Here is a 23,997-nt window from a genome sequence, read left to right as displayed (position 1 = left end):
TTTTGTGCAATTGTGCCGGCCGAGGGAGCGCCGGCGCTCGATTCGCATGGAGTAACCCACAACGATGCTGCTTACGCAAACGACAACGCCCGAGGACGTCAAGGCTCTCGACCGCGCCGAGCTTCCGCTGCTCTGCGGCGAGATCCGCCAGGCAATCCTCGAAAGCTCCGCCGCCGTCGGTGGGCACGTTGCCCCCAACCTGGGCGTCGTTGAGCTTACGGTTGCGCTTCATCGCGTGTTTAACTCCCCCATCGACAAGATTGTCTTTGACGTTTCGCACCAGACCTACGCCCACAAGGCGCTGACGGGGCGCGCGTACACCTATATCGATCCGGAGCGTTATGGTGAGGCTTCTGGCTTTGCCAATCCCGACGAGTCCGAGCACGACCTGTTTGCCATGGGCCATACCTCCACGTCGGTGAGCCTGGGCTGCGGCCTTGCGCACGCTCGTGACCTGGCGGGCGACACGTATAACGTCATTACCGTTATTGGCGACGGCTCGCTTTCGGGCGGCCTGGCGTTTGAGGGCCTCAACAATGCCGCCGAGCTCGACAGCAACTTGATCATCATCGTCAACGATAACGACCAGTCCATCGCCGAAAACCATGGCGGCCTGTATCGCAATCTGGCCGAGCTGCGCGCCAGCAACGGCGCCTGTGAGCGCAACGTTTTCCGCGCGATGGGGCTCGACTACCGCTATCTGGACACCGGTAACGATGTGTTAGCCCTCGTCGACGCGCTGCAGGAACTGCGCAATATCGATCATCCCATCGTGCTGCACGTCTCCACCGCCAAGGGCAAGGGCTTTGAGCCAGCCCAGAGCGACCCCGAGCGCTGGCACCATGTGGGTCCGTTTGACATGGCAACCGGGCGCAAGCTCTGCCCGGGCCATCCGAGCGAGCCTGCGCCGCGCACCTATGCCGACATTACGGGCGAGGCACTCAGCGCCTCCATCGAGCGCGATCCGCAGGTCGTGGGCATCACGGCCGCCACGCCCTACATCATGGGCTTTACACCCGAGCTTCGCGCCGCGGCCGGCAAACAGTTCGTCGATGTGGGCATTGCCGAGGAGCACGCCGTGACCTTTGCCACCGCGCTTGCGCGCTCGGGCGCCAAGCCAGTCTTTGGTGTGTACGGCACGTTTTTGCAGCGCGCCTACGACGAGCTGTGGCACGACCTGTGCCTCAACGACACCCCCGCAACCATCCTGGTGTTTGGCGCGTCGATCTTTGGCACCACATCCGAGACGCACCTCTCGTTCTTTGATATATCCATGCTGGGCGGACTTCCCAACATGCGCTATCTGGCACCGGCCTGCATGGAGGAATACCTGTCCATGCTGAGCTGGTCGCTCGACCACCGCGAGCATCCCGTGGCGATCCGCGTTCCGGGCATTGGCCTGGTTAGCCGCCCCGATTTGGCGCCCGCAGAGGACACCGACTACAGCGCCGTTCGCTACGACGTGGTGCGTCAGGGCCGCGACGTTGCCGTGCTCGCGCTTGGCGATTTCTTTGAGCTGGGCGAGCGCGTGACAAACCGCTTGGCTGCCGAATACGGCATAGAGTCCACGCTCGTCAACCCGCGCTTTGCAACCGAGCTTGACCGCGAGTCTCTCGATGGCCTTGCCGCCGAGCATCGCGTTGTCGTCACCCTCGAGGACGGCATCTTGGACGGTGGCTGGGGCGAGCGCGTCGCGTGCTACTTGTCCTGCACGCCCGTGCGCACGCGCACCTTTGGCATCGCCAAGGGCTTTCCCGACCGCTACGACCCCAACGAGTTGCTTGCTCAGAACGGCATGACGGTTGAGAATATGGCCGCCGAAGCAGTACGCCTGCTGAACGAGTAGAAAAACCTCCGCAAGGGAAGCACCCCTGCGGAGGTTTTTATTTTCCCAACTCAATTGTCTCGATCTGTAACACCTAGAGGACAAATCCTCGCCCAATTGTTACAGATCTAGACAAACCGTCTTTGCCCCTGTTGTTTGTCTCAATCTGTAACAGATAGAGACCTTTTGTCCGTCCAGATGTTACAGATCGAGACACTCAAATCCCCCTGAAGAGAAAATCTCAATCTGTAACAGTTACTCGGCAAAAATGGCTGCAGATGTTACAGATTGAGACAAAACAGCGAGGCAAGCCGCCACATCTGCAAGAACCACCACAAAGGTACCCGTCCCCTTTGTGGTAGTTTTAAGTCATGGTCGGCGCGAAAAACGAATAGCCGTTCATACGCGATCTCCTTACTTATATATGTCGCGTTGCCGCCATTATAGCGACCGCCGCGAGCGACCATGCCGTCCGCAAAACGCTATCTCAGCTGCAATAACTGACGTTTGCCCAGATAAAACCTGCCAAAATAAACCTGTCCCTTTTTGGTAGGTAGAATTACCCATAAGGTAAGTATGTTTCTGAGTTATTTCGTGTTGACCCATTTGAGCGCGATAGGGTATAACTCTATTCAACCGCTAGGGATTTTATTGAGAAAGGTGTTCTACCATGAGCAAGAACCTCTCCCAGCAGGTCGTTCTCGACCGTCGCGGCTTCATCGCCGCCACCTTTGCAACCGTCGCCGGCCTTGGTCTTGCCGGCTGCTCCGACACCAGCGCCGAGGCCGACAAGGGTTCCGCCGCCGGCTCCTCCAAGAGCCCCGAGGACACCGAGGCTTCCACCACGCTCGATGCCAAGGCATTCGACAAGCTCGTCGACAACGGCCCCAAGGCCGATGACGACGCCATCGCCGCCAGCACCTGGGCCACGGCCGTCAAGGACGCCGGCGTCTTTAAGATCGGTGGCGTTCAGACCTCCACGCTCTTCTCCCTCCTCAACGAGAAGGACGGCAAGACCCGTGGCTTCGACGCCGGCATCGCGCAGCTCCTGTCCAACTACATTCTGGGCGAGAACAAGGTCGAAATCACCCAGGTGACCTCGGACACGCGTGAGTCCGTCCTGCAGAACGGCCAGGTCGATGCCGTCTTTGCCACCTACACCATTACCGATGAGCGCAAGAAGCTTGTCTCCTTTGCCGGCCCCTACTACTACACCCAGCAGGCCATCCTGGTGCTCGCCGACAACGACGACATCAAGAGCGTCGATGACCTGGCCGACAAGAACGTCGCCGTCCAGTCCGGCTCCAACGGCCCCGCCATCCTGGAGGAGCTCGCCCCCAAGGCCAGCCAGCAGGAGTTCAAGACCGACGAGGAGGCCCGCCAGGCACTTCAGCAGGGCCGCGTTGACGCCTACGTCATCGACAACAACATGCAGCAGAGCGCCCTGGTCCGCGAGCCCGGTAAGTACAAGATCGCCGGCAAGCCCTTCGGCAGCAAAGAGCCCTACGGCATCGGCCTGCCGCTCGATTCCGACGGCGTCGCCTTTGTCAACGACTTCCTTAAGAAGATCGAGGACGATGGCACCTGGACCGAGCTGTGGCAGATCTGCATCGGCGATCGCACGGGCGACACCAACGTTCCCGAGCTGCCCGAGATCGGCGCCTAGACAGCGAGCCCAGTAACGGCCGCTACGAAACCATACGGAAACGCACGATGCGCTTTATTGCGCTAAACTGTTTCCACACTGAGTTGTCGGGGTTTCCGTACACACGGGAGCCCCTTTCCTTATCGGCGGGAGGTCCGCATGAGTCTCTCCGAGCTCTGGTCGCTCTATGGCCAGAACTATATCGACGCGCTGCTAGCAACCTGGGGCATGACGCTTGAGTCGTTTGCCATCGCCATGGTGCTGGCCGTCGCCGTCACCGTGATGCGCGTGTCGCCGCTCAAGCCGCTGCGCATTTTTGGCGACCTGTATGTTCAGGTCTTCCGTAACATCCCCGGCATCGCGTTGCTTATCATCGTCGTCTATGCGCTGCCGCCGCTCAAGGTCGTCCTGCCCTACCGCGCCTGCGTTATCGTCGCCACGGTCCTTTTGGGCTCGGCCTTTGGCTCCGAGAACTTTATGAGCGGTATCAACACCGTCGGCGTCGGCCAGGTGGAAGCCGCGCGCTCGCTCGGCATGAGCTTCAGCCGCATCCTCGCCAAGATCGTGATTCCACAAGCGCTGCGCTCGAGCGTGCTGCCCATGACCAACCTCTTTATCGCCGTCATGCTCACCACCGCACTCGGCAGCCAGGTGCCGCTTCAACCGCAGGAGCTCACCGGCGTGGTGAGCTACATCAACACGCGCTCGCTCGGCGGCGTCGCCGCGTTCTTTATCTCGGCGCTCGGCTACCTGGGCACGGCCTTTGTGGTGAGCCACATTGGCAACTACATCGATAAGAAGGTGAGGATCCTCCGATGAGCAAGCACTCCTCTTCTGCGCTCACCATGCGCGATGCGCTTTACGAGGCTCCCGGCCCCAAGATGCGCGCCAAGATTCGCATCGGCACCGCTATCTCGCTTGTTGCCGTCGCCGCGCTCGCCGTCCTCGTGTTGCAGCGCTTTTATGTGACCGGTCAGCTTTCGGTCCACTATTGGTATTTCTTTACGCACCTCACCACCTGGAAGTTCCTGCTTGCCGGCTTTGAGGGCACCGTTAAAGTCGCACTCACCGCTGGCGCCATCGCGCTGGTGTTGGGCCTAGCCCTTATGCTCGGCCGCACCAGCGACATTAAGCCGCTGCAGCTGGTCTGCCGCGTGCTCACCGATTTCTTCCGCGGCGTACCGAGCCTGCTGTTCATCTACTTCTTCTTTTTGGTGCTGCCTCAGTACAAAATTGCGCTGCCGTCGTTTTGGATGCTCACGCTCCCCGTCGCGCTCGCTGCAGCCGGCGTGCTGGCCGAGATCTTTCGCGCGGGCGTCAACGCCGTGCCGCGCGGGCAGGTCGAGGCAGCCCAAGCGCTCGGTCTCTCCAAAGCTAAAATCACCTTTAAAATCGTGCTGCCGCAGGCGATTCGGTTTATCATTCCGTCGTTGATTTCGCAGCTTGTGGTCGTAGTCAAAGACACCACCGTCGCTTACGTGGTGAGCTACCCCGACCTCATGCAAAATGCCCGCGTGCTCATTACCAACTACGACGCCCTCGTGTCGGTCTACCTGGTAATCGCGGTCATCTACATCCTCATCAACGTCGCGATCAACAAGGCCGCTGTCTACGTTTCGCACAAGACCGGCGCGACCATCATCCGCTAACGCTTTACCATTTCCAGTCATAAGGAGCCGAGCACCATGGCACAGAGCACCTCTTCCACCGGCAATCAGCCGCTGATCGAGCTCAAGCACGTCGATAAGCACTATGGCGATCTGCACGTCCTCAACGACATCAATCTCTCGGTCGACCGCGGCGAGGTCGTCGTCGTGATCGGCCCCTCGGGCTCGGGCAAGTCGACCATGTGCCGAACCATCAACCGCTTGGAAACCATCGACTCGGGCGAGATCCTCATCGAAGGCGAGCCCCTGCCGCAGGAAGGCAAGGACCTTGCCCGTATGCGTGCCGAGCTGGGCATGGTGTTTCAGCAGTTCAACCTGTTCGCACATATGACCGTGCTGCAGAACGTCATGCTGGGACCGGTCGACGTGCTGGGCGTCTCCAAGGACGAGGCCCGCGAGCGCGCCATGGACCTGCTGGGCCGCGTGGGCGTTGCCGAACAGGCCGATAAGGTGCCCGCACAGCTCTCGGGCGGCCAGCAGCAGCGCGTAGCCATCGCCCGCTCGCTTGCCATGCAACCCAAGGCCATGCTTTTTGACGAGCCCACGAGCGCCCTTGACCCCGAGATGATCAACGAGGTGCTCGAGGTCATGGTCCGTCTGGCCCAGCAGGGCATGACGATGATCGTCATTACACACGAGATGAACTTTGCCCGCCGCGTGGCCGACCGCGTCGTGTTTATGGCCGACGGCCAAATCGTGGAAACCGGCACGCCCGACGAGTTCTTCGACCACCCCCAGACCAAGCGCGCCCAGGACTTCCTCAACTCCATCAAGGGCCACTAACCAGCAACCCCTTGGGACAAATCCATTGAAAGTGTTGTCCCACGTCTCTCATGCGCCCTGTCACCTTCAGATTCGAAAGCAGCACCCATGATCGGAACACGTACTTCCTCGTCCTATACCCCGCACGTCGACGTTGCCCCCGCCGACCGCCCGCTCATCCTGGTGGCGCCGCGCTGGGAAGAGGCAAAGCCGTTTTTAAGCGAGACGCTCTCCCCCAACGAGGAAATCGCCAGTGTCTTTGTCGATGCCATCCTTGCCGCCGGCGGCCTGCCGCTGCAGATGTCCATCACCGAGGACATTGAGGTCATCCGTCATTACGTCGATATCGCCGACGGCATCGCCATTCCCGGCGGCCCCGATGTCAATCCCAAACGTTGGGGCGATGATCGACCCTACGACCCCACCCTCTGCTGCGAGATCCGCGATAGCTTTGAGTTTAAGCTGGTCGACGAGGTACTCCGCGCCAAAAAGCCGCTCTTTACCACCTGCCGCGGCACGCAGCTGCTCAATGTCGCCACCGGCGGCACCCTGTGCATGGACGTACCGAGCCTGGGCGCGCGCGAGGGCCGCACGCAGTGGCGCCATACCCACGTGCTCAACGACCCCGTGCATCCCGTCGAGGTCGTGCCGGGCTCGCTTCTGGAGCGCGCGGTTGGCGGGCACAGGCTTATCCAGACCAACTCCGCACACCACTGCTGCGTCGAGCGTCTGGGTAAGAGCACGCGCTTGGTCGCCAAGGCAACCGACGGCGTTCCCGAGTGCATCGAGGTCGAAGGCCAGCCTTTCTGCCTGGGCGTGCAATGGCATCCCGAGTACACCTGGCAGACGCTCGAGACCGACTTTAACCTGTGGAAGTCGTTTGTCGAGGCGGCGGCCAAGGTAAAGCAGGCCCGCTAGTTCGCGAACCGCACAACAGATAAGGACGCCCCGCCGGCCACATGGTCCGACGGGGCGTCCCTTTGCCTAGCTTAAACCGAAGGGAACGCGACAACGTCCGCAGGGCGCTCCAGCGTCTCGGCAATGCGATCGCGCACTTCGAGCAGACACTCGATAAGCAGCGGATTGAAAGCGCCGCACTCACCGTCCAGAATCATCCGAATCGCCTCTTCTTGCGAAATGGCGTCCTTGTACACACGCACACTCGTCAACGCATCGTACACATCGGCCACCGAGACCACCTGAGCGGCAATGGGGATATCGTCGCCCTTAAGACCGTCAGGATAGCCCGTACCATCCCAACGTTCATGATGCCAGCGGGCGATTTGGTACGCATAGTCCAAAAGGGCACTTCCTTCATGGTTTCTGCCCAGATTGCGCAGCATGTCGGCGCCAATGGTAGTATGCGTCTTCATTATTTCAAACTCTTCGGGCGTCAGACGTCCGGGCTTGTTGAGAATCGCATCGTCGATCGACATCTTGCCGATATCGTGCAGCGCCGACGCCAACGCAATCGAAGAACGCTCCTCGTTGCCAAGAGAGTACTTGTCGCTCCGTCGCGCCAAGTCGCCAAGCAGCAGCTCAGTCAACTTCTCGATATGCGTGACATGCCTGCCGCTTTCGCCATTACGGACTTCCATGACGCTCGCCATGATGTCGACGAGTATACGGCTGTTATTGACGCGCGCATTGTACTGCTGCGACAGCAGACTCGTCAGACGACGCTGTTTGGTATACAGTCGAATAATATTGTTGACGCGACGACGCACAATGCGGTCATCGAACGGGCGACTGATATAGTCCGAGGCGCCCAAATCGTAAGCACGTAACACCACGTCGTCGGTATCTTCGCTCGAGATCATAATAACAGGTAGGCTATCGAGGGCTGCCTGACGCGAAAGCTCGGCCAGCACCTCACAGCCGCTCATGTCCGACATGACAATATCGAGCAGCACAAGGGACAGGTCGCCACCATAACGGTCAACCGCATCGAGCGTGGCGCGACCGCTATCGGCTTCTAGAATGCGATAGTCGTCCTTGAGCATCTCACCGAGGATGGACCGGCTCACTTTGGAATCGTCGGCAATCAGCACCAGGGGCTTTTGGCTTTGGAAGGCCTCGATGGAATCGGCATCGGTCACGACCGTACCGGCTTTTGTCTTAGCGTGGCTCAGTAACTGGACAGCGCGGCCAACGCCCTCATCGACTGTCTCGCCATGAATGCGAACGCCACCAACACATGCCGTCAAGCTCACGTACTCATGGCCCGGAATAATCGTGGCATGAACGGCATCGGATACCTGATGCAGGCGACGGATGAAGTCATCGGAGGGAATATTGGGCATGACGACCACAAACTTGTCGCAGCCATAGCGCACAAGCTCGTCAGTCGAACGGATTCCGCTGCGTATGGCTGTCGCCACAGCACCGAGCGCAAGGTCGCCGGCATGACGGCCACACGTATCATTGACGACCCTAAAATCATCAAGGTCGATCATCGCAACGCCGGCATTCATGCGGGCGCTACGGAGCTTTTCCTCGTAATATCGGCGATTGCGCACGCCCGTCAGCACGTCGGTGTAGACAAGGTCCTCTTCTGTGGCCTCTTGCTCATCAATCGGACGCACCATCAGCAAGACGTGAGGCTCACCCTCGACCTTTAGAGGGCGCAGACGGGCGCGGTACTCAACACCATCGTTGAGCAGTTGCTCCGACACCTCACCCGAATCTGCCAAGGCCTCAAGACTCGACTGACGCAGACAAGGGCAGCGATCGCCGGCGAGCAAGCAGTTAGGCTCGCTCTTAATCTGATCGGCCGACAGCAAACGCACCACGGGGTAGGTCTTCGCGACGCGGGCGACCTCAGCGGCAGCCTCCTCGTCGGTTAGATTGGCCTCGTGACTATTGAGCATATGGGGCCCTTTCGATAGTTTCGCATGGTAGCGATGGGTTCCAAATGTTACAAGGGTAACACCTTGCCGATGCAGGTAAGCACGTGAATGCTGTTACATTTTTATGAGTTGGCAGGCGACGCGATTGAAGCCGCAGACGTGAGGTTTTGAGCACATTTGTTAACACGGCCGAAACGTTTGCGGGTGAAGGCTGTTTCGGCTATTGCAAGCGCTAGAGCCTCAGGATGCCACGAACAGTCTGGGCAGCCGCTGCCGGGCGATCGCGCAGGCCGTTGTGCGCGCCGGGAACCATTACGAGTGGACAGTCCAAAAGCTCAGCCGCCATCCTCGTGCCCGCCTCGCGGGGCGTGCCAATCGAGAGTTCACCCAAGAGCACGGCGGCCACCGTTTTCGACGCGCGAACGCTATCCCAATCGGGAACGCAGGTCATAGTAATCCCGTATTCGTTTGCCATGAAACTGCGGCCGTTGCGCAGGGCATGCTTGGCTTCTGCCTCGGTTAACTTGGGGGCCTCAGGGTCCGAATCGCCGATGGCGCCAAGGAAGGCCCGTAACGCCCTGGAGACCTTTCCCGCAGCGATCATCTCGAGCAAAACCGGGGCCGCGCCCAGGCCGGCGCCCTCATCCGTCACGGCAGGTTCATGCAGAATCGCACGCGAGATTATGGCGGGGTTTGCACGAAGAAGCTCCAGCGCCACCAACGTACCGGCGCTGTGCGCGAGGACATTTGCCGGGGCGCCGGCATGTTGGATAACAGCTCGCAGGTCGGCAGCCTGAACTGCCAGATCGTAGCGTCCGTCTGCCGCATCGTCGCTCTCGCCGCAACCACGGCGGTCATAGGCAATGACGCGATAGCCACAGGCGAGCTCGCGGGCGATGCCGTCAAAAAATGTGCCGTCGACGCACGCACCGTGCACGCACACCAAGGCGGGCGCATCGGACGATACATCCGGGCCGGCATACTCGCGGCAGGCAATCGTGGTGCCCGCATTTTCGACCGTAAAATCCATGTTGTGCCCCCATCATCAATGCCCATCCAGTTGCACGTCAGTACGGTTGGATGGACCCGCATTGCCTTATGCCTTGTTAACAGATTAACTGTACCCAAGCCGAGGCTTTTCATGGCACAGCATCATGAGCGACGTGAAAAAACGAAACTTGTAAAGCAAGAGCCCGCACCTTGTTTTGGAGCCGATGCTATGCTTAGGCACAATTGTCTAGAGGAGCATATGCCTATGTCTACGTTTTTGAATGCCAGCCCTATCTTTGGGCCCGTTCGCAGCCGTCGCCTTGGTCTCTCGCTCGGCGTCAACATGATGCCGGCCAGCGGCAAAATCTGCACGTTCGACTGCATGTACTGCGAAAACGGCCTCAACGCCGAGCGCCCCTGCCATGAGCCGTGCAACACAGCCGCCGTAGTACTCGACGCGCTCGAAGCAAAGCTGCGCGAGATGGCAGCCGAGGGCGAGCTCCCCGATGTGATCACCTTCGCAGGCAACGGCGAGCCCACTGCCGCACCGGAGTTTCCGCAGGCCATCGCCGGTGCCGTCGCGCTGCGCGACGAGCTTGCCCCAAACACCAAGATTGCCGTGCTTTCCAACGGCACGCGCGCCAACCGTCCCCAGGTGCATGATGCGCTCATGATGGTCGACGACAACATCCTCAAGCTCGATACGGTCGATCCGGCATTTATCCAGCTGCTCGACCAGCCCGTTGGTCCCTACGACGTCGAGCACCAGATCGAGACGTTCGCGAGCTTTGAGGGCCACGTTATCATTCAGACGCTATTCCTAACCGGCGAGTACCAAGGCAAGTCTATTGACAACACGGGCGACGAATACGTCGGCCCTTGGCTTGCGGCGCTCGAGCGCATTCGTCCGCAGGAGGCGACCATCTACACGGTGGCGCGCGAGACACCAGTCGCCGGCCTTGCTAAAGCGGCTCCCGAGGCGCTCGACGCGATTGCCACACGCGTGCGCGCCCTCGGCATCCCCTGCCAGGTGAGTTACTAGCACCCGTCTGCCCAAGAGCAGCTAATTTGGGGCGGGGCTTTTTTGACTGCTTTTGGGAGCGATATGGGCGGCGCAAGGCCGCGCGGACAAAAGCAGTCAAAAAAGCCCCGTCCCAAATTAGCTGCTCTGCGGGTGGGCTATACTAGCCTCGGATGAAAGGAAGTTAGCCATGTATGACAAAGGACCCGTACCCGGCCGCAACGACGCTTGCTGGTGCGGCAGCGGCAAAAAATACAAGAAATGTCACAGCTCCTTTGATGAGCGCCTCGAGCGCCTGTGGGAAGAGGGCTGGAACGTCCTGCCCCGCACGCTCTATAAGACGCCTGCCGATATCGAGGGCATCAAGCGCTCGGCCGCCATCAACGTGGGCGTGCTCGATTATGTGGGTGAGCATATCACCGCGGGCATAACCACCAACCAGATCGACCAGATGATCTACGACTACACCGTCGAGCATGGTGGAACGCCGGCCGACCTCAACTACGAGGGCTACCCCAAGAGCGTGTGCACCTCGATCAATGACGTAGTCTGCCACGGCATTCCCTGCGATACGGACGTACTGCACGAGGGCGACATCATCAACGTGGACTGCTCAACGATCTTAGACGGCTATTTTAGCGACTCGAGCCGCATGTTCTGCATCGGCAAGGTCTCGGCCGAGCGCCAGCGCTTGGTCGACGTCACCCGCGCCAGCGTGGAGGCGGGTCTGGCAGCCGTCAAGCCATGGCTGCCGCTCTCCGTGATGGCCGAGGCCGTACAAAAGACGGTCGAGGACGCCGGCTTTAGCGTGGTACGCGAGTACGGTGGCCACGGCATTGGCAAGGAGTTCCACGAGGACCCGTTTGTGGGCTTTACCACCGAGGCGCCCGACGTGGACACTATCATGGTTCCGGGCATGGTCTTTACTATCGAGCCCATGGTCAACGCCGGAACACCCGACATTAAGATTAGCAAGGGCGATGGGTGGTGCGTGCGCACCAAGGACGGCAGCGACTCGGCCCAGTGCGAGGTACAGCTCGTGGTGACCGAGGACGGCTACGAGCTGCTGAGCTGGTAGCCGTAGATGCGCCAGATGCTGACGGGCACGCTCGTCTTGCATCTGGCGTTTTATTTGAACGTTTTGCCAAATAAAACCTGCCAAAATAAACCTGTCCCTTTTTGGCAGGTTGAGCGGAGAGGAATGCTTGTGAACATCCTGGTTTTGCTGCCCGTCAACGACCGCCATCGTGCAATTCTTGAGTCGAGCGCTCCGGGCGAGGATTTTATCTACACGAGCGCCGGCGATATCACGCGCGAACAGGTCGCCGATGCCGACGTGATCCTGGGCAACATCGACCCTGACATGCTCACGGCATGCGACCATCTCCAGCTGTTGCAATTGCAGACCGCCGGCTATGACGACTACCTTGCCGCCGGCACCGTGCCGGCTGAAGCCAAGCTGTCTTGCTCGATCGGCGCCTACGGTCAGGCCGTGAGCGAGCACATGTTTGCCATGGTCCTTTCCATGATGAAGCGCCTGCCCGGCTATCACGACTTGCAGCGCGAGCATCGCTGGGAGGATTTGGGGCCGGTCACCTCGCTCAAAAACGCCAACGTGCTGGTGCTGGGCGCAGGCGATATCGGCGGCCACTTTGCCACGCTCTGCCGCAGCATGGGTGCGCATGTCCGCGGCATCAAGCGCCATCCGCTCGTCTACCCCATTGTGTTTGAGGACATGGACGGCATGGATGCCCTGTCTGAGCGCCTGGCAGAGGCCGACATCGTCGCATCCTTTATGCCCAGCACGCCCGAGACCCGCGGTCTGGCGAACGCCGAGTTCTTCGCCGCGATGAAACCGGGCGCGTTCTTTGCCAACGGCGGCCGCGGCGATCTTGTGGTCGCCGACGACCTGGTTGCCGCTCTGGAATCGGGACATCTCGCCGGCGCCGCGGTCGACGTCACCGATCCCGAGCCGCTGCCCGCCACAAGCCCGCTGTGGGATGCACCCAACATGCTCATCACGCCGCACGTCTCGGGTTGGTTCCACCTGGCCGCCACGCTCAATAACGTGGTCGACATCGCCGCGGAGAATCTGCGTCACCTGCTGGCCGGCGAAACTTTACGTTGTTGGATTGAGCATTAGATTGTTCCGGCGTTTTACCAAACGCCGGAACCCCTCGACGCTGCGAGCCCGCCGTTTGGCCAATCTACCGTTCAATTTCAAAGGCGCGACCAGAAGGTCAGCGCCTTTTCATTTCACGGCACCTTGGCTCAAACGGCGGGCTCTCGCTGACTTTTGCTCTACCTGCGGCGGTTCCGCTGGCGTCGGCTTCATCTGCAAGCCTTAGCAGCTCCGTCTTACCGTTGACATTGCGGCATTTGCCCAGATAAAACCTGCCAAAATAAACCCGTCCTTTTTTGGCAGGTTTTAGAGCTCCACACTTTCGGCGCCGTTGATGTTTAGGTCGCGCTCGTAGAAAGCCGTGAGGGCACGAATCGCATACATCACGTCGCGCACGCCACCGGTCTCGTAGCTCGAGTGCATGGCCAGCTGCGGCAGGCCCACGTCCACGGCGTGCATGCTCGCCTGCATATTGGACAGATTGCCGAGCGTGGAGCCACCCGCCATATCGCTCTTGTTGGCAAAGGCTTGCGTGGGCACGTCTGCGTCATCGCAGATGGCCTGGAACACTGCGCGGCTAAAGGCATCGGTGCAGTAGTGCTGGTTGGCGGCTTCCTTGATGACGATACCGCCGTTGAGCACGACCTGGTTGTGAGCATCGCACTTTTCGGCGTGGTTGGGATGCACGGCGTGCGCGTTGTCGCAGCTCACGAGCATCGAGGCGGCAAGCGCACGGTGGTACGACTCGTCATCAAAGCCCAGCGACCCGTTAATGCGACGCAACGCATCGGCCAAGAACGTCGACATGGCGCCCTGCTTGGTCTCGGAGCCAACCTCCTCGTTGTCGAAGCAGCAAAAGACCGAGATGTCATGCGCATTCTCGGCGCCCAAAAATGCCTGCAGCGAGGTGTAGGCGCAGGCTAGGTCGTCGAGCTTGGGCGTCGAGATAAACTCGTCGGCCCAGCCCCAAATGCGCGCGTCCTGACGATTGACCAGAAACAGATCGCGGCCCAAAATCTGCTCGGGCTCGACATCCAGTTCGTCGGCGATCAGAGCATCAAAGTCGCCCTGCTTAAGCTCGCCGGCGCTGATGAGCGGGCACAGGTCGACAGCGCGGTTGGGTGCAAAGCCCTCATTGACGCCACGGTTCATATGGATAGCAAGGCTCGGAATGATAGCGACCTCGCGCTCGGTGGCAAGCAGGCGGCTCTCAATACGGTCGCCCTCGCGCACCAGCACGCGTCCAGCCAGCGCCAACGGGCGATCGAACCAGGTGTAGTCGATCATGCCGCCGTAGGCCTCGGTGTTCAGGCGCAGCGTCTCGCCCGCGCCGTCGAGCTCGGGCACGGCCTTGACCTTAAACGTCGGAGAATCGCTGTGCGACGCCGTGAGCTGAAAATGATAGTCGCCGGCAACGCCGTCCTCGCCCCACGTCGCGGCCAGGTCCTCGCCCACCTTAAAGGCGATAACGCTCGAGGTGTTGCGCTGCGTGTAATAACGCCCGCCCGGCTCGATGTCCCACGCCGCATTCTCGGGCAGGTAGGTAAAGCCCGCCTCGTCGAGCTCGGCCATAATGGTCGCCGCCGTATGGAACATGCTGGGGCACGCCTCGATAAAGTCGATAAGGTCGTTGGCGGCCTCGATATCGTCGGCCGTCACATGCGCGCGCTCGGGCGTTTCCTGATCCGTCATGCTCTCCCCTTTCGCTGGGTTGATGGTCCCCTCCAGCATACCCCGCCACGCCAGCGCCGCACTCTTCATTCCATGTTTAATCCCGTGCCGCTCACCAGGTTGAGCCATCATGCCCGCGCTCCTTTTGCGATAATTACGCCAACAGGACGAGAGGAGCCGTCATGAAGCCACGTAACATTGCCATCGCCTGCGGTGTCGCGGGAGTCGCCGTCGGCCTTGCCGCTGCCACCGGTATCGTTTACCGCAAGCAAATCAAGTCCGCCGCGTCGCTCAAACGCTTGACCGGCTACGCGGATGGCTATGACCTGTACGCAATCGACATCGCCTACGACTACGATCTTGATCGCATCATCGCCGCTGGCGTGCGCGACGACCAGGCCTACATCGATGCCGTGGTGGCGCAGGTGCTGCCCGGTGTGCCGGCACATGTCCAGGCTCCCCAGTTTGCCTGCAGCGCTTTTGTCGCCGTAGATGCCGAAGGCCGCGTGCGCACCGGTCGCAATTACGACTTTAGGGACGACACCTCGGCGCTGCTGGTGCGCAATCACCCACGCGGCGGCTATGCCTCCATCGGGTTTGCCGCCCTTAACAACCTGGGCGATAACACTCCGCTTGACTCCGTCGCCGGACGCGCCGCCGCACTCATGGGTCCGTTTGCCCAGCTCGACGGTGTTAACGAATGCGGCGTGTCCGTTGCCGTACTCACCCTGGATTCCAGGCCCTGTGACCAGGACACGCAACGCCCTGTCATCAATACCTCGCTCGCCATCCGTCTGGTGCTCGACCGTGCCGCCACCACGCAAGAAGCTGTCGACCTGCTTTCCGCCTACGACATGCACGCCATGGCAGGACGCGATTATCACTTCTTTATCAACGACGCCACCGGTGACGCGCGCGTAGTAGAGTGGGATCCGCACGATCCGGACCGCGCTTTCAAAGCGACTCCTGTACGCCAGGTTACGAACTTCTACCCCTGCTATGGCGACGAAGTGCTGCCCAACCAAAAGAACGGCGAACTGGGCCATGGTAAAGAGCGCGCCATCGCAATCGCCGATGTCCTTGACGCCCATGTCGGTGCCCAGGACGAAACGATTGCCTGGGAAGCCCTGCGCGCCGCAGCGCAAGAGCCCAAACAGGGAGACATCACCAGCAATACGCAATGGTCGGTCGTCTTTGACAATACCGAACCCGCCGCCGCTATTACGCTGCGCCGCCACTGGGGCGACGTCGACGCCTTCGCACTGTAAGGAGCCAGGCCCGTAGACCTTACGCTCGCCTGACGTTGTTTACATTTCTATACGCTTGAGCTAACACGTTTTACCCCCGTATCAACAGTGTGCGGGGGTAAACTTATGCGCATGTTATAACTTGCCCGGAAGGATTCATCATGCTTAGGATCGGTCTTCTTACCAGTGGCGGCGACTGTCAGGCGCTCAACGCCACCATGCGCGGCATCGTCAAAACGCTTATGACCAATAGCGAAGAACCTATCGAGATCTATGGTTTTGAGGACGGCTACCAGGGCCTTATCTACAGCAGGTTCCGCGTCATGACGCCCGCCGATTTTAGCGGCATCCTCACCCGCGGCGGCACCATTTTGGGCACGAGCCGCACGCCGTTCAAGCGCCTGGACATTCCCGAGGCCGACGGTGTCGAGAAGGTGCCCGCGATGGTCCACACCTATCACAAGCTGCAACTCGACTGCCTGTTTATGCTGGGCGGCAACGGCTCCACCAAGACTGCCAACCGCCTGCGCGAAGAGGGCCTCAACGTTATCGCTCTGCCCAAGACAATCGATAACGACACCTGGGGCACCGAAATGACGTTTGGCTTTACGAGCGCCATCGACGTCGCCACCAAGTGCATCGACGACATCCACACCACCGCCTCGAGTCACGGCCGCGTGTTCGTTATCGAGATCATGGGCCACAAGGTTGGCTGGATCCCGCTGTACGCCGGCGTCGCGGGCGGCGCGGACGTCATCCTGATTCCCGAGATTCCCTACGACATGGATAACGTCATCAAGACCATCGAGCATCGCATGGAGACCGGCAGCCGCTTTACGATCGTGGCCGTCGCCGAGGGCGCTATCTCCAAGGAGGACGCGGCGCTGCCCAAGAAGGAGTACAAGAAGAAGCTCGCCGAGCGCACGAGTCCGTCGATTGTCTACGACATTGCCAAGGAAATCGAGGCCAAGACCGGTCGCGAGACCCGCGTCGCCATCCCCGGCCACACACAGCGCGGCGGTCAGCCCGACGCCCAGGACCGCATCTTTGCGACCCAGTGCGGCGTCGAGGCGGCACTGGGCTGCCTACGCGGCGAGTTTGGCTACATGATTGCCCTGCGTGACGGCAAGATGTGCCACATGCCGCTCGAGGAGGTCGCCGGCAAGCTCAAGTTTGTCGATCCCCAGAGCGACCTGGTACGCGAGGCCAAGGCGCTGGGCATCAGCTTCGGCGACGAATAGCCTCGGCCGAAATCCATCCCATCGGGCCCTCCGACCCCGCCCGACGTATTTCGATTTGGCTCCTCCCTTGACTCCGTCAAAGGTCGCCAATCGAAATCGTCGGGCGGGGTCGGAGGGCCCTGCGTTTACATGCTCGCCGAGGCTATTCGACTTCTTGCTGCGGGTGCCTAGGGCAGGAGGCGCCGTGCATTTTTGGGAGTTTTCAGCAGCCGAGGGTGCCTGCATACTGAATTCTGGGCGAAAGGCAGGCGCCATGGGCCGCATCTTGTAAAAACGAGCGGCTCTTGAGGCGTTGGGAGCTCAGAATCAGGGTTTTCAGCGCAGTTTTTTGCGCCCGCTCCCATACTCGTGGACTCCGGAATGCTGAATTCTCCGGAATTTGCACGCCGCCCCTGGGGGTACCTGCGGGTAAAAAGCAACCGCCCCGCCAAAATATGCATTCTGCGGGGCGGTTTATGCAATAAAGCGACTGCGGCACGTCACAGCTCGCTACAACTTGAATCCAAGAACAGGTTACTCGGCGCTCTTGAGGGCACCGACCATGTCAATCTTGTTGAGGGTTCGGTTGGTGACGAGGTTGACGATAAACGTAAAGCCAAACGAAAGCACCACAGCGAGCACGAAACTCAGCGGCTCGACCTCAACATCAAAGTACAGCGACGGCATCTGAAGAACGTACGTAAAGCTCTCGGCAAGCAGGCCACCCAGCGGCACGCCCAGTGCGGTGCCAATCGCCGTAAGGATCAACGTCTCCTTATTGACGTAGTGGTGCACCTCGCCACGGCGGAAGCCCAGCACCTTGATGGTCGCCAGCTCGCGTTCGCGCTCCGAAATATTCGTATTAGACAGCGTAAACACCACCACAAACGACAGGCACGCCGCCATAAAGGTCACAAGCACTACGACCGAATTGATAATCGTAAAGTTCGACTCATAGTTCTCCCAATGCTCGGCCGTACTCGAAATCGTAAGCCAACCGTCACTCTTAAGCTTCTTGCTAAACGCAATCTGGTCGGCTGAAGAGCCCTTAAGCAGCACAAAGATGCCGTTAAGACGCGCGCTTCGGCCGAACGCGCGCTCATAGGTGCCCTGCGTCATATAAAGCGTGTTGCCCAAATAATTGAGCGAGATATCGCTAACCTTGACCTTGGTAACATTGAGCGACGAATCCTGGACCTGCGCCGTATCGCCCGGCTGAATCCCCAGCACCAGCTGTGAACTCTTGCTTAAATACACGTCCCCGTCACGCAGGGCGAGCGGTTCTTTGGACTCATCCTCCAGGCGCACGTAATCGTCCAGGTCATTCGTGCGGTCGTCGGGAATCACGATGAGCTGTACGGTCTCGCTCTTACCGCCAAACGTAAAGGTGACGTTGTCGGTCATAATCGGCAGGGTCGAGGTCACGCGTACGCCGGAGTCGCTGGCCGCGCTACGCTCTTCCAGCGCCGCACACGTCTGAGCATAGTCATCGGGATTGGCGACCGCCAGCAAGTCATAGCGCGTGATATGCCCGTACTGTTTGGGCGAAAGCGCCAGCGACGTATCGCGGATGCCCATACCGCAGATCACAAGCGCCGTGCAGCCGGCGATACCGAAGATGGTCATAAAGGCACGTTTTTTGTAGCGGAACAGGTTACGCGCTGCCACCTTGTTCAAAAAGCCCATGCGGCGCCAAATAAAGCCGATGCGCTCAAGCAAGATGCGTGAGCCGGCTCGCGGGGCCTTGGGACGCATAAGCGAGGCTGGGGTCTCGGCCATCTCGTGGCGGCAGGCGATAATCGTGGCACCCACCACGCCCACAGCAAACAGCGCCACCGAGACGATCGAGGACACGATGTCGTACGAAAGCAGCATCTGGGGCAGTGAGTACATGTCGTCGAACACCGTAAACAGGAACAGCGGCAACCCCACAAATCCGATGATGTTGCCGAGTACGCCGCCGAACAGACATGCCCACAGCGAGTAGTCCACGTATTTGGACAGGATTCGCCCGCGTGAATAGCCGAGCGCCTTGTACAGGCCAATGAGCGTGCGCTCCTCCTCGACCATACGAGTGGCGGTGGTAAGGCTGATAAGCACGGCTACGACAAAGAAAATAAATGGGAAAACCGTGGCGATGGCCTCAATCGAAGAGCTGTCGCTCTCGACGCTTGAGTAGCTTGCGATGTTACCGCGATCCTGGATGTACCAAGTGCATTCGCCCAGATCGGAAAGCTCGGCGCGTGCATCGGCAAACTGCTGGTCGGTGGCGGCGCGGCGCTGGTCCAAATCGGCCTGAGCCCGAGCGCGCTCCTCACTGCCCTGGGGCATGCGGTTGATGTTGTCCTGCTCAATCCCAAAGAGCATATTCGCCTGGCGCTCGGAGGCATCCAAGCTTGCCGGCGCGTCGACCGTCAGCTCTTGGGCGCGCACCTTCTCACGCTCGTCGCGAATCTTCTCGATATTACCCTTGACCTCGTTGATCTTTGTCGTGTAGGCATCTGAATAGGAGTTGAGGCTCTTGGCTCCCTCGACGATCACGTGGACCGCGGAGTAGGAAGAAGATGTCGCGGCATCCTCGCTCACATAGAACTTATAGTCCGCAGCCGAAGCAGCGCGAAAGGCGTTGACTGTCGAGTCGGAGCTCACATCAGTAGGATCGAGGACCTCGGCCGTAATGGTGTAATCACCCGCGGCAAACTGGTCCTTGGCGCTTTGGTTCGACGAGCTCGCGTCATTGGCGGCAAAACTCACCGTGTCGCCGAGCTTTTTGCCCGAAGCCTTCAGGAACTTCGAAGTCACCGCGACCTCGCCGGCGCTCTCGGGCAAATCGCCGCTCACCAGCACCGGTTGATCGATATTCTTCCTGGAAAGGCTCTGCACGACTACACGCTCGCGCGTGGTACCCACGGCGGTGTAGGCGGTCTCGGTGTAGATGCCCTCGGCCGTCTCGACGCCGTCGACCTCTTGGATAGCCGAAAGATCGTCGCGCGTAAGGCCATAGGTCGACTGCACGTTAATGTCATAGACATTCTGCTGGTCAAAATAGACGTCGACCGAATCGCGCAGATCCTCGCAGCCCGCCTTAAGACCGCACATCACGCTCACGCCGAGCGCGGTGATCACGACGATAGACAAGAAGCGTTTGAGGCTGCCGCGAATCGTACGGTAAACACCACGGCGAAAAACCGTCGGCGCCATGTCGTTTGAACTTTGGGCAGTGCGGTAGGTCGTAAAATCCTGCTCGCGCTCCGTGTTCTGCGCGTCGCGGCGTTGGCTGTTTTGGCGGTCCTGATCCATGGGCGCTACCACTCGATCGTCTCGATAGGCACGGGATTTTGCTGGACCGTCTCGCTCTCCACGCGGCCGCTCTTAAAGCAGATCAGGCGATCGGCCATGGGCGCGAGCGCGGAGTTGTGCGTGATGATGATGACCGTAATGCCCTGCTTGCGACAGGTGTCCTGCAGCAACTGCAAAATCTGCTTGCCGGTTTTGTAGTCGAGGGCACCCGTGGGCTCGTCGCACAGAAGCAGCTTGGGATTCTTGGCCAGTGCGCGGGCGATGGACACGCGCTGCTGCTCGCCGCCCGAAAGCTGCGCCGGAAAGTTGGCGAGGCGCTCGCCCAGGCCAACCTGGCGAAGTGTCTGTTCGGCATCGAACGAATCGGGGCAGATTTGCGCCGCAAGCTCGACGTTTTCGAGCGCCGTCAGGTTGGGAACCAGGTTATAGAACTGGAAGACAAAGCCGACGTCGGAGCGGCGGTATTCCACGAGCTGCGCCTCATTGGCGGAACTCACGTCGCGCCCATCCACCGTTACGGTGCCGGAAGTCGCCGTATCCATGCCGCCCAGAATGTTGAGCGCCGTGGTCTTGCCGGCACCCGAAGCACCCAGGATAATGGCGAGCTCACCGCGCTCGACCGTAAAGCTCGCGCCATCGAGCGCGTGAATGCGGGCGTCACCCTCGCCGTATGCTTTGACGACGTCTTTGAATTCGATATAAGCCATCGATTAATTCCCATCTGGTCGGATAACTCTTTAGTATTACCCATTTCGCACCGACCAAAAAGGGACAGGTTTATTTTGGCAGGTTTTATATGGGGAAACGAGGGGTGCGGGCAGGCACCAGGACTGTCCACGGCAACCATTTGACCCAAACCGTATCCACCGCTATGATGCCACTGCGGAATGAATGTCTCCGTTGGGTGCGCCAGCCAAGCTGCCGCGTTACCCTAAACCGCCTTGTTGCTGATGACTTCTGCTGTTACGTGATGCCCCTAGACATCACGCCGCGGCAGGAGTCTTTTTTGTTTTGGAGGAGAAGTGTCGGAAAGCAGCACATCGAGCAGAATCAAACGTCTGCTCAACACCTATAGCGGTCTTGTGCTTATGGGTGCCGTCGGAATCCCCGTCGGTATCATCGTTGGCGCCATCTGCGCGCTCTTTGGACGCGTGCTTTTGGCGATCGGCGCCTTCCGCGACGAACACATCACCCTGCTCCTCCCCTTCCTCGCCCTTATGGGCCTTGCCATCGTGTTTGCCTACCGCGCTTGGGGCAAGGGCACCGACCGCGGCATGAGCCTGGTATTCGACGTAGGCCACGGGCGTGAGGACGCCATCTCGCCGCGCTTGGTGCCGCTCATTATGCTGAGCACATGGGGGACGCACCTCTTTGGCGGCAGTGCGGGACGCGAGGGCGTGGCCGTGCAGATCGGTGCAACCGTCTCACATTGGATCGGCCGACGTCTACCTTTCCGAGACCCCGGCAACACGTTTTTGCTTATCGGCATGGCCGCCGGCTTTGCCGGGCTCTTTCGAACGCCCCTTGCTGCCACGGTCTTTGCTATCGAAGTACTGGTCGCAGGACGCATGGAATACCGTGCGCTGTTTCCCGCGCTTACAGCCTCGCTCGCCGCAAGTATGACCTCCGGTGCCCTGGGACTCGAGAAGTTCGAGGTCGCCGTTGTCGCCTCATGCGCGCTTGATCTCCCCGGTCTTGGACGGCTTGCGGTACTAGGCATCGCGTTTGGCATGGTAGGCGGTGCCTTTGCCTGGTGCCTTGCGCATGCCAAGACCCTTGCGGCGCGGCTGCTCCCCAACCCCTATGCGCGCATCGCCGCTATCGGCATCGCGCTATCGGCGATTCTGTTCGCACTGTGGCAGGGTCGATACTGCGGCCTTGGCACCAACCTGATATCGGCGGCGCTCAACGGTAACGGTAAGGTCGCCATCATGCCTTGGGACTGGGCGCTCAAATTCGTACTCACCATCGCCACACTTGCCGCAGGATATCAGGGTGGTGAGGTGACGCCGCTGTTTTCCATCGGAGCCAGCCTGGGTGTCGTACTCGCCGGGATTCTCGGCATGCCCGCCGAACTCTGCGCCGCGCTGGGCTACGCAGCCGTCTTTGGCAGCGCCACCAATACGCTGCTCGCACCCATCCTTATTGGCTGCGAAGTCTTCGGCTTTGGTAATCTGCCGATGTTCTTTATTGTCTGCGTCGTGGCTTACCTGTTCAACATGGATAAGTCGATCTACGCCCTGCAGAAGCGGGCGTAGAAAGATGTCCAAGCAGGTGGTCTCAACCGGAAACGGCGTCCCACTCTGAGGCTGTATTCCGGGACACGGTTTCCGCTTGGGGCGCCATTCGGAAAGCGCATCCCGCTTTAAAACGGAATTCCGGGACGCGGTTTCCGTCTGAGTCTCCATTCGGAAAGCGTGTCCCGTTCTTTCACGGCATCTTGGCTATGCAAAGTGTTCGAGCGCTAGTCCTCGTACGCGCCCTCAAGCCGAAGCAGCCACTCCTTGCGATCGAGCCCGCCGGCATATCCGTTAAGCGAGCCGTCGGCGGCAACCACGCGATGGCACGGCACGATAATCGAAATAGGGTTGCGAGCGACCGCAGCTCCCACCGCACGAGGAGACACAACGGGGTCCTCGTTCCCCGGCACCCGATGGCGGGCGGCGACACGAGCCGCAATCTCGCCATACGTGGCGACCTCGCCACGCGGAATAGCAAGCAGCTCAAACCAGACTTCACGCTGAAACACCGTGCCGATCATATGCAACGGCGGCGTATACCGAGGCTCCTGCCCTGCAAAATAAGCATTCAGCCAAGCCCACGAACGCTCAAGCACCGAAGAAGCCGCACCATGAGCCGGACTCGCCGACGACATGCCACCAGCACCGGAAACCGCATCGGCCCCTTCAACATGTTCGGAGTCTTCCCGGAGAAGCGTGGAGCCAAAGTGCTCCTGCCCCTCAAACCAAAGCCCCGTCAGACCGCGGCCATCAGCGGCAAGCAGGATTTCGCCCAAAGGCGAAGCAAACGTCGTCGTGACCACCAGCGGCTCCTTTCAAAACTCCGCACCATAATACCGCGAATTGTGCAGACGACTCCGCAGATACGTCTGGGCAGGATCGCAATTGCTTAAGCGAGGCCGCTTTCCCCAATCAAGCGGAGAAGACGCGGGGCTTCGACGCCAGAGCGGTACCCATGCCAGCTGAGCTCTAATACTTTTCCCGAGAAGTGAACGAGTAAAAACGAAGCCCCGAAGCATCCACACCTTTAGACCGTAAAACCGCAGGATTCGCGCAGCAAAACCGCAGGAAATAGCGGTCAAAATATGCCAATGCTTCGGGGGTCCAAAATAGGTCGTTCACTTCTCGGGAAAAGTATTCAACTTCAATTCACCCCAACCCCAAAGTCACCTCAGGCAGCAGGCGCGAAGCGCCGCAGCTGCCGTCACGGCCCCGCAGTCCCCAAAGGCGGCAGGCGCAAAGCGCCGAGGCCGCCGCCGGGACCAGGGCCCGCAACGGCCACGTGCCCTCACATCAGCCCAGCGGCCCCAACCAACAACGGCCCCATCGCAGGCCGCTCGCAGCCGAGTCACCGCAGGCGGGGCCGGGCTCAGCTTTCAGAACACTCCGCAGACCAGTGCGGCGCCTTGTCCGCGGCTCCGAAGGAGCAGGACAAGGC

Annotated in this window: 18 protein-coding genes; 12 read left to right on the top strand and 6 right to left on the bottom strand. The window is 60.1% G+C overall.

Annotated features, from left to right (window positions below):
* The first annotated feature begins 64 nt into the window (after positions 1–64).
* The 6 genes from ACTNBB_RS01880 to ACTNBB_RS01855 all read left to right on the top strand — a co-directional run bounded on the left by ACTNBB_RS01880 (position 65) and on the right by ACTNBB_RS01855 (position 6,817).
* The gene (locus ACTNBB_RS01880; protein ID WP_441056362.1) at positions 65–1,846 is read left to right on the top strand and encodes a 1-deoxy-D-xylulose-5-phosphate synthase; all 1,782 of its coding nucleotides are present in this window, start codon (positions 65–67) and stop codon (positions 1,844–1,846) included.
* Positions 1,847–2,495: 649 nt separating this feature from the next.
* Positions 2,496–3,491 carry a glutamate ABC transporter substrate-binding protein gene (locus ACTNBB_RS01875; RefSeq protein WP_441056361.1) on the top strand — a complete coding sequence of 332 codons (996 nt, stop codon included), beginning with the start codon at positions 2,496–2,498 and terminating at the stop codon, positions 3,489–3,491.
* A 138-nt stretch (positions 3,492–3,629) separates the two neighbouring features.
* Positions 3,630–4,289, top strand: coding sequence for an amino acid ABC transporter permease (locus ACTNBB_RS01870; protein WP_441056360.1), 660 nt, complete (start codon positions 3,630–3,632; stop codon positions 4,287–4,289).
* Positions 4,286–5,119 carry an amino acid ABC transporter permease gene (locus tag ACTNBB_RS01865; RefSeq protein ID WP_427747661.1) on the top strand — a complete coding sequence of 278 codons (834 nt, stop codon included), beginning with the start codon at positions 4,286–4,288 and terminating at the stop codon, positions 5,117–5,119. Before ACTNBB_RS01870 ends, ACTNBB_RS01865 begins: the two co-directional genes overlap by 4 nt.
* Before the next feature lie 36 nt (positions 5,120–5,155).
* Entirely contained in the window at positions 5,156–5,920 is a 765-nt protein-coding gene (locus tag ACTNBB_RS01860) for an amino acid ABC transporter ATP-binding protein (protein WP_117840240.1), read from the top strand.
* Positions 5,921–6,007: 87 nt separating this feature from the next.
* Complete coding sequence (locus ACTNBB_RS01855) at positions 6,008–6,817, top strand: gamma-glutamyl-gamma-aminobutyrate hydrolase family protein (RefSeq protein WP_427718223.1); 810 nt, start codon at positions 6,008–6,010, stop codon at positions 6,815–6,817.
* A gap of 71 nt (positions 6,818–6,888) precedes the next feature.
* On the opposite strand, the gene ACTNBB_RS01850 is transcribed toward ACTNBB_RS01855, so the two are convergent.
* Positions 6,889–8,769 (bottom strand): diguanylate cyclase, encoded by a 1,881-nt coding sequence (locus tag ACTNBB_RS01850; protein WP_441056359.1) that lies wholly within the window; start codon positions 8,767–8,769, stop codon positions 6,889–6,891.
* 211 nt (positions 8,770–8,980) lie between these two features.
* Positions 8,981–9,778, bottom strand: a complete 798-nt coding sequence (locus ACTNBB_RS01845; protein WP_441015199.1) for an alpha/beta fold hydrolase — start codon at positions 9,776–9,778, stop codon at positions 8,981–8,983.
* 225 nt (positions 9,779–10,003) lie between these two features.
* Here ACTNBB_RS01845 and ACTNBB_RS01840 point away from each other — a divergent pair, with 225 nt between their 5' ends.
* From ACTNBB_RS01840 to ACTNBB_RS01830, 3 genes are all read left to right on the top strand, one after another.
* Positions 10,004–10,780: a radical SAM protein gene (locus ACTNBB_RS01840; RefSeq protein WP_441056358.1), complete on the top strand. Its 777-nt coding sequence runs from the start codon at positions 10,004–10,006 to the stop codon at positions 10,778–10,780.
* A 169-nt stretch (positions 10,781–10,949) separates the two neighbouring features.
* Positions 10,950–11,837 carry a type I methionyl aminopeptidase gene (map, locus tag ACTNBB_RS01835; RefSeq protein ID WP_441056357.1) on the top strand — a complete coding sequence of 296 codons (888 nt, stop codon included), beginning with the start codon at positions 10,950–10,952 and terminating at the stop codon, positions 11,835–11,837.
* Between the two features lie 123 nt (positions 11,838–11,960).
* Positions 11,961–12,902, top strand: coding sequence for a D-2-hydroxyacid dehydrogenase (locus tag ACTNBB_RS01830; RefSeq protein ID WP_441056356.1), 942 nt, complete (start codon positions 11,961–11,963; stop codon positions 12,900–12,902).
* A gap of 285 nt (positions 12,903–13,187) precedes the next feature.
* On the opposite strand, the gene ACTNBB_RS01825 is transcribed toward ACTNBB_RS01830, so the two are convergent.
* Positions 13,188–14,573: a M18 family aminopeptidase gene (locus ACTNBB_RS01825; protein WP_427793650.1), complete on the bottom strand. Its 1,386-nt coding sequence runs from the start codon at positions 14,571–14,573 to the stop codon at positions 13,188–13,190.
* 161 nt (positions 14,574–14,734) lie between these two features.
* Here ACTNBB_RS01825 and ACTNBB_RS01820 point away from each other — a divergent pair, with 161 nt between their 5' ends.
* Both ACTNBB_RS01820 and ACTNBB_RS01815 read left to right on the top strand, forming a co-directional pair.
* Positions 14,735–15,820: a carcinine hydrolase/isopenicillin-N N-acyltransferase family protein gene (locus tag ACTNBB_RS01820; RefSeq protein WP_441056355.1), complete on the top strand. Its 1,086-nt coding sequence runs from the start codon at positions 14,735–14,737 to the stop codon at positions 15,818–15,820.
* A 140-nt stretch (positions 15,821–15,960) separates the two neighbouring features.
* Positions 15,961–17,040 carry a 6-phosphofructokinase gene (locus tag ACTNBB_RS01815; protein WP_343007116.1) on the top strand — a complete coding sequence of 360 codons (1,080 nt, stop codon included), beginning with the start codon at positions 15,961–15,963 and terminating at the stop codon, positions 17,038–17,040.
* A gap of 513 nt (positions 17,041–17,553) precedes the next feature.
* Here ACTNBB_RS01815 and ACTNBB_RS01810 read toward each other — a convergent pair.
* Together ACTNBB_RS01810 and ACTNBB_RS01805 are read right to left on the bottom strand one after the other, a co-directional pair.
* Positions 17,554–20,319, bottom strand: coding sequence for an FtsX-like permease family protein (locus ACTNBB_RS01810; protein WP_441056354.1), 2,766 nt, complete (start codon positions 20,317–20,319; stop codon positions 17,554–17,556).
* A 5-nt stretch (positions 20,320–20,324) separates the two neighbouring features.
* Positions 20,325–21,026: an ABC transporter ATP-binding protein gene (locus ACTNBB_RS01805; protein WP_441056353.1), complete on the bottom strand. Its 702-nt coding sequence runs from the start codon at positions 21,024–21,026 to the stop codon at positions 20,325–20,327.
* Between the two features lie 315 nt (positions 21,027–21,341).
* Between ACTNBB_RS01805 and ACTNBB_RS01800 the strand changes: the two genes are divergently transcribed.
* On the top strand, positions 21,342–22,577 hold the full coding sequence (locus tag ACTNBB_RS01800) for a chloride channel protein (RefSeq protein WP_441056352.1): 1,236 nt from the start codon (positions 21,342–21,344) through the stop codon (positions 22,575–22,577).
* Between the two features lie 206 nt (positions 22,578–22,783).
* Here the strand turns inward: ACTNBB_RS01800 and ACTNBB_RS01795 are convergent, their stop codons facing one another.
* Positions 22,784–23,362 (bottom strand): methylated-DNA--[protein]-cysteine S-methyltransferase, encoded by a 579-nt coding sequence (locus tag ACTNBB_RS01795; RefSeq protein ID WP_441056351.1) that lies wholly within the window; start codon positions 23,360–23,362, stop codon positions 22,784–22,786.
* Positions 23,363–23,997: the final 635 nt, after the last annotated feature.

The organism is Collinsella sp. HCP28S3_B9 (assembly GCF_052066095.1).
Taxonomy (GTDB): domain Bacteria; phylum Actinomycetota; class Coriobacteriia; order Coriobacteriales; family Coriobacteriaceae; genus Collinsella.
This window is presented reverse-complemented; position numbering and strand designations above follow the sequence as displayed.

Coding starts and splice junctions, on each gene's coding strand:
- ACTNBB_RS01860 (WP_117840240.1), top strand. CDS start 5,156: ATGGCACAGAGCACCTCTTCCACCGGCAATCAGCCGCTGATCGAGCTC.
- ACTNBB_RS01830 (WP_441056356.1), top strand. CDS start 11,961: ATGCTTGTGAACATCCTGGTTTTGCTGCCCGTCAACGACCGCCATCGT.
- ACTNBB_RS01810 (WP_441056354.1), bottom strand. CDS start 20,319: ATGGATCAGGACCGCCAAAACAGCCAACGCCGCGACGCGCAGAACACG.
- ACTNBB_RS01825 (WP_427793650.1), bottom strand. CDS start 14,573: ATGACGGATCAGGAAACGCCCGAGCGCGCGCATGTGACGGCCGACGAT.
- ACTNBB_RS01880 (WP_441056362.1), top strand. CDS start 65: ATGCTGCTTACGCAAACGACAACGCCCGAGGACGTCAAGGCTCTCGAC.
- map (WP_441056357.1), top strand. CDS start 10,950: ATGTATGACAAAGGACCCGTACCCGGCCGCAACGACGCTTGCTGGTGC.
- ACTNBB_RS01820 (WP_441056355.1), top strand. CDS start 14,735: ATGAAGCCACGTAACATTGCCATCGCCTGCGGTGTCGCGGGAGTCGCC.
- ACTNBB_RS01815 (WP_343007116.1), top strand. CDS start 15,961: ATGCTTAGGATCGGTCTTCTTACCAGTGGCGGCGACTGTCAGGCGCTC.
- ACTNBB_RS01870 (WP_441056360.1), top strand. CDS start 3,630: ATGAGTCTCTCCGAGCTCTGGTCGCTCTATGGCCAGAACTATATCGAC.
- ACTNBB_RS01875 (WP_441056361.1), top strand. CDS start 2,496: ATGAGCAAGAACCTCTCCCAGCAGGTCGTTCTCGACCGTCGCGGCTTC.
- ACTNBB_RS01855 (WP_427718223.1), top strand. CDS start 6,008: ATGATCGGAACACGTACTTCCTCGTCCTATACCCCGCACGTCGACGTT.
- ACTNBB_RS01805 (WP_441056353.1), bottom strand. CDS start 21,026: ATGGCTTATATCGAATTCAAAGACGTCGTCAAAGCATACGGCGAGGGT.
- ACTNBB_RS01850 (WP_441056359.1), bottom strand. CDS start 8,769: ATGCTCAATAGTCACGAGGCCAATCTAACCGACGAGGAGGCTGCCGCT.
- ACTNBB_RS01845 (WP_441015199.1), bottom strand. CDS start 9,778: ATGGATTTTACGGTCGAAAATGCGGGCACCACGATTGCCTGCCGCGAG.
- ACTNBB_RS01865 (WP_427747661.1), top strand. CDS start 4,286: ATGAGCAAGCACTCCTCTTCTGCGCTCACCATGCGCGATGCGCTTTAC.
- ACTNBB_RS01840 (WP_441056358.1), top strand. CDS start 10,004: ATGTCTACGTTTTTGAATGCCAGCCCTATCTTTGGGCCCGTTCGCAGC.